This window comes from uncultured Roseobacter sp., from assembly GCF_947496515.1.
Classification (GTDB): domain Bacteria; phylum Pseudomonadota; class Alphaproteobacteria; order Rhodobacterales; family Rhodobacteraceae; genus Roseobacter.
Genome location: NZ_CANMDB010000038.1, coordinates 1 through 3697 on the forward strand (window position 1 = coordinate 1; position 3697 = coordinate 3697).

The following is a 3697-nucleotide window of genomic DNA, read 5'->3' on the forward strand; positions in this document are numbered from 1 at the left end:
GAACGTCCATGTCAGCCTCCAGCGATCAAAGAGTCTCCCGCAACTTACCCGAACACCCCCAGCCTTTGCCCACTCCCCACTAACGGTTCAGAGAGGCGTCCGCGTAGGATGCCCTTGGACCGCACAGCCAAACTGCGCATCGCAACGAATGCATTCGAGTTTTCCTTTATAGTATCGACTTGGTGTTTCATGACTGATCCTGCGATCCGCCATGCCCTCCAGAACGTCAAATCGACGTTGACAAGGCACTATATCATGTACTTTCTTCGTCGGCTTGGAAATCCACAACGCCCCCTTGGTTTATGGGTGCCGCAAGATGCTCCAAATTCCACTCTCAAAGGAGTTCATCTGAAATTATATGTTCTCGATCATAAATGTCCGATGGAGAAAACAACGTGCAAGCAGATGATGACACCACAGCTGGCCAACAGTCGGGTCTCGATCCTGCACGTTCTCGTCGTGGCATTGTCAATGGCCTTGACCTTCAGTGCCTGGCACTTCTCAAAAAAGCAGGCTGAAAGCCGGATCGAACAGAGATTTGAGAGTTCCCGAGACCACATCGTTGGCCTACTCCGCGACAGGATGCGGAAGTACGAAGATGCTCTCTGGGCCGGTGTCGCCGCCATGGAATCTCACGACGGCGACATGACGCGCGCGCAGTGGCGAACCTTTGCGACACATCTGCGTATCGATGAGAAGTATCCTGGCATCAATGGAATCGGTGTGATCCACTTTCTTTCTGATCAATCGCTCAACACATACCTCGACCAGCGTCGCTCCGAACAGCCGGATTTCAATATCTTCCCGCCGCACGAACATCCGACGTACATGCCAATTTCGTTTATTGAGCCAGAGGAGATCAACGTGGCTGCGGTGGGTCTGGATGTGGCACATGAACTGAACAGACGAACGGCAGCCCTCGCAAGCCGCGACACGGGGGATGCCCAGATCACCGGACCTATTGTGCTTGTGCAAGACGCGGGTGCCACGCCAGGCTTCCTGTTCTACGCACCCTTCTACAGAGGCGGCGTGCCCACCGAACTGGAAGACCGACAGAGCAGGATCGATGGCGTCGTCTACGCACCATTTGTGGTCCGCAAACTGTTGGACGGTCTGCTGGCAAAAGACTTGCGCTACACCAGCATCCGCATCAGCGACGCTGGCGAGACAATCTATGACGAACATTCGTCCGCCGAAGAGCTTCACGATCCGGCCCCGATGTTTTCCGAAGAGGTAAAACTCGAGTTTTACGGACGCTCATGGAGCCTGGACATCCGGTCAAACCTCGCGTTTCGAGAGAACAACAGCTACGTGCAACCAACCGTGATCCTGGTCGGTGGCATTGTCATCGAAGTTCTTATTCTCTCGCTTCTGATCTTGATGGCGCGCGCAAACCGCAATGCCGTCGCCTACGCTGACAAGGTGACAAAGGATTTGCGGATTGAGCAGCAGAAACTGATCAGAAGCAACGAAGAGCTGGAGCGGTACGCATATGCCGCATCTCATGATCTGAAGACGCCCATACGCGGCATCGGCGGACTTACGGAGATGTTGAAAGAGGATCTAGAAGACTATCTTTCCGCACCGGATGCAAACCCCGAAATCGCAATGAGCCTGGACCTGATCCTGGACCGCGTGCAGCGGATGAATGACTTGACAAACGGCATCATTGAATTTTCGAGGGTCGGCGCGCGAACGGAGGATGGCGGCCCCCTCGACCTGAGCGAGTTGACAACGTCTCTGAGGTCCGATTTCGGACTGTCACCACATCAGATTGAGCTCAACAGTTCCGTGAGACAGGTCAACGTCGATCCGATCGGGTTGCGGCGGGTACTTGAAAACCTTGTTGGAAATGCCGTGAGGTACCACGATGCTGTGGACAGTCTCAAAGTTTCGATCACCTGCGAAGAAACAATGGATGGGCTGGCGTTTTCGGTGGCCGACAACGGTCCGGGCATTGATCAAAAGTACCAAGAACGCATTTTCGAGATGTTTCAGACCCTTCGAACGGGAGACGCCCCCGAGAGTACCGGCATCGGGCTCGCCGTCGTCAAAAAGGCCGTTGAGGTACACGGCGGTGAGGTGACGCTGATCTCGAATACCGGTGAAGGGGCGAAGTTCTCATTCCAGTGGCCCCAGGGTTCAAAATCCGATGTGGCCCAGGGTGATTGGATGGCGGCGTGAGGGGCAAAGAATGAACATACTATTAGTGGAAGACAACGATGTGGATGTGTTGTTGTTTCAGCGCGCCCTGCGCAATGCCGGAACCAACAGTTCGGTCGTTCGCGCAAAGGATGGCGTTGAAGCACTGGAAATCCTCAACGAGCAAAGCGCGAACGGGCGGGTTCAGGACCCATACGTGATCCTTCTTGATATCAACATGCCCCGTATGAACGGCCATGAGTTTCTGAAGGAACTGCGGGCAAGTGAGCATCTGGCATCGTCGAGGGTTGTCGTTGTGACAACATCTGACGATCCGACAGACATCGAGCTGGCTTACGGCAACTACGCGAGTGGCTATGTTGTCAAGCCTGGAGGCTCCGCTGAAATGACAGAGGTCATCAAGTCTTTGCAAGACTATTGGGACATCTGTGAACATCCTGTCCGACAGGTCGCTTCGCAGGGTTGATGAGTGCGCTGCAACGACTTGAGGTAAGAAAAAGGGGTCGTGGCTATTGACCGAGATCTTTTGAAGTCGTTTGGCCGTGTGATGCTGATCGAGGATGACCTTGTTGACCGCATGACATGCCAGCGTCTGCTGAGAAGGCTGGATCTAACCCATGAACTGCTATGCTTTGCAGATGCTGAGGCTGCACTTCGGAGCATGGAGACAGACGAGCGGTTTGAGGCAGACGTCAATTTTTCTTGACATCAACATGCCGCGCATGAATTGGCTGAAATGCCTTTATGAGATACATAAATCCGAAAAGGTTCAATTTTCCGAAGTAACGATGGTCGTGGTATTAACGAATTTGACCGCTGAACTACAGATTAAGTCCAAAGAATTACCATGTGTCAGAGCATTCAACCACAAACTAATGACGGCTGATGAACTGGCGACGCTATTGAACGGCCGGTCTATTGATCGTTGATCTTACTTACTCAAAGTTGATAGTGCTAGCGTAGAGCTTGACGCTTGATTTTAGTGGACTCTTATTTCTTGTCGATACGAGCTCCTGGTTCGACAAGCGAGAGGTCATGGCGAAGTCATATTTCATCGAAGAACTCATGTCGGACTGGGCCGAAGAGCAGTCTGCGATGATCTGTTCCCGTCTGCTCAGCCAAATTCCCCCCACATATGCTACGTCGCAAAGTTTTCTTGTGGTCATGAATAGGCCATTTCGGCTGCCGTTTACGTCGCAAGGCTAGCGCAAATCTCAAACAGCCGGGCTTTGCCCAGTTGCCCCCGACCTGACCATAGGCGCCAGCTCAATTCTCTCCAAGGTTGCCTGTGCTGTTCAGAGTGAATTGAAGGCCATCATCGGCCGCGTTCGTTGTTTCACACCCCGGTGAGCCTGCTCTATGACATTGTTGAGAGATTTTTGATCAATAGACTCCGATCCAGTGCGGTGAACCCACTTCAAGCAGGGTCATGCTCATGCCACCTAGGGCCGGCGAGTATGATCAGCCCCACCTGAGTGGTCCAATTTGATTGTTAGTGCATGATTGGCGTTTGGTCCATCTGGACGATGGTTTC

The 3697-nt window shown here is 53.0% G+C and carries 3 protein-coding genes; all 3 read left to right on the forward strand.

Annotated features, from left to right (window positions below; all coding sequences use genetic code 11):
• Window positions 1–114: 114 nt before the first annotated feature.
• The 3 genes from Q1A53_RS23185 to Q1A53_RS23195 all read left to right on the forward strand — a co-directional run bounded on the left by Q1A53_RS23185 (window position 115) and on the right by Q1A53_RS23195 (window position 2869).
• Window positions 115–2184, forward strand: coding sequence for a CHASE domain-containing protein (locus Q1A53_RS23185; RefSeq protein WP_299971728.1), 2070 nt, complete (start codon window positions 115–117; stop codon window positions 2182–2184).
• 25 nt (window positions 2185–2209) lie between these two features.
• Window positions 2210–2629 carry a response regulator gene (locus Q1A53_RS23190; protein WP_299971731.1) on the forward strand — a complete coding sequence of 140 codons (420 nt, stop codon included), beginning with the start codon at window positions 2210–2212 and terminating at the stop codon, window positions 2627–2629.
• A gap of 81 nt (window positions 2630–2710) precedes the next feature.
• Window positions 2711–2869 (forward strand): hypothetical protein, encoded by a 159-nt coding sequence (locus Q1A53_RS23195; protein ID WP_299971734.1) that lies wholly within the window; start codon window positions 2711–2713, stop codon window positions 2867–2869.
• Window positions 2870–3697: the final 828 nt, after the last annotated feature.

Bases quoted from the DNA above. Each gene is read 5' to 3' on its own strand.
- Q1A53_RS23195 (WP_299971734.1), top strand. From the start codon at position 2,711: ATGCTGATCGAGGATGACCTTGTTGACCGCATGACATGCCAGCGTCTG.